The sequence below is a fragment of the Bathymodiolus heckerae thiotrophic gill symbiont genome (assembly GCF_900128515.1).
GTDB lineage: Bacteria > Pseudomonadota > Gammaproteobacteria > PS1 > Pseudothioglobaceae > Thioglobus_A.
The window spans coordinates 1-1,018 of sequence record NZ_FQTP01000233.1 but is presented as its reverse complement, the minus strand read 5'-3'; the positions used below and the strand labels follow the sequence as shown (position 1 = coordinate 1,018).

2 protein-coding genes are annotated in these 1,018 nt (G+C 35.9%); both read right to left on the bottom strand.

Translation table 11 applies throughout. The annotated features are described in order from the left end of the window. A partial coding sequence (locus BTHERMOSOX_RS11530) for a UvrD-helicase domain-containing protein (protein ID WP_171004774.1) occupies positions 1 to 319 on the bottom strand: 319 nt, incomplete at its 3' end. Beyond that, positions 312 to 908 (bottom strand): DUF4276 family protein, encoded by a 597-nt coding sequence (locus tag BTHERMOSOX_RS11525; RefSeq protein ID WP_138121239.1) that lies wholly within the window; start codon positions 906 to 908, stop codon positions 312 to 314. The genes BTHERMOSOX_RS11525 and BTHERMOSOX_RS11530, both read right to left, overlap by 8 nt. Positions 909 to 1,018: the final 110 nt, after the last annotated feature.

Sequence of the window (1,018 nt, the reverse complement as noted above, 5' to 3'; positions counted from 1 at the left end):
GCATGTCAATTATATGCCACTCATATTTCCTCGACCTTGCTAATACTGCAACAGCCAAATCAAAGGTGATTTGTTTGTGTGGTTGTTGAGGGCGCCCACTTTCTACTGACTTTAGCGCATCAATTACCCTAGCTTTTAACTCACTAACTGCTTTTTTGGTAAAGGTCATTGCTAGAACACTTTCTGGCGAATCGCTAATTGATAATAATTTTAAATAGCGTTGCGTTAGTAGCTCGGTTTTGCCAGAACCTGCAGGTGCTTGCACGATAAAAGACTGGGTGGTATCTAGTGCTTGTTGGCGTTGAGCCGAATCATCCATTAAGGTTTTCTAACCGCGTTATCCAAGCATCAAAGCCAGTGCATTTTTTTCTTATTTCTGCCAATCCAATATTATTAAGGATATTTGGCGCATGAGTTGTCTTTATATAACGTGCATTCTTTTCAATGCGCTTAGAGGGTGCGGCGTCCTTGGAGTTGTTAATTTTTTCAATATTATTAAAATTAACTAAAATTTTATTTATCCAATCTTGATTAGTATTTAATCCAGTTGCCATTTTTTCAGCATCACTAAACAACAATGCTTCAAATTCGTACATTTGAATGTATGGAATGATCTTTTGTCTTTGATCTTTTTTAATTCTATTTTTAATCTTTTCTTCTAAACTTTCTTTGGTTTCCCCATCAATTAGGTGTCTTTTTTGAAAACCATAAAAGTCATATAAAGTTGTTACAAAATCATAACTATAAATCAATGCGTTTAGTTTTGAGCCAACTCTATCCAGTCCAATATTGCCTTTCATATTTTGAGTCTGTACAAAAATATCAAAACCTGATAAGTATGGAACAACAACTTCTTCAACAAATTTATATTCAGAATGACCTTCTACCGAAATTAACAACCTTACCATTCTGGCTCACCACCCAGTAAACCCTCGCTCCACGCTTCTCCCACTTGGTAGCTTTTCATCCAACTGCCTAAGTCTTTTTCACTTAGCCTTTCAAACTTAGACTCTCCATT

Bases quoted from the DNA above. Each gene is read 5' to 3' on its own strand.
- BTHERMOSOX_RS11525 (WP_138121239.1), bottom strand. From the start codon at position 908: ATGGTAAGGTTGTTAATTTCGGTAGAAGGTCATTCTGAATATAAATTT.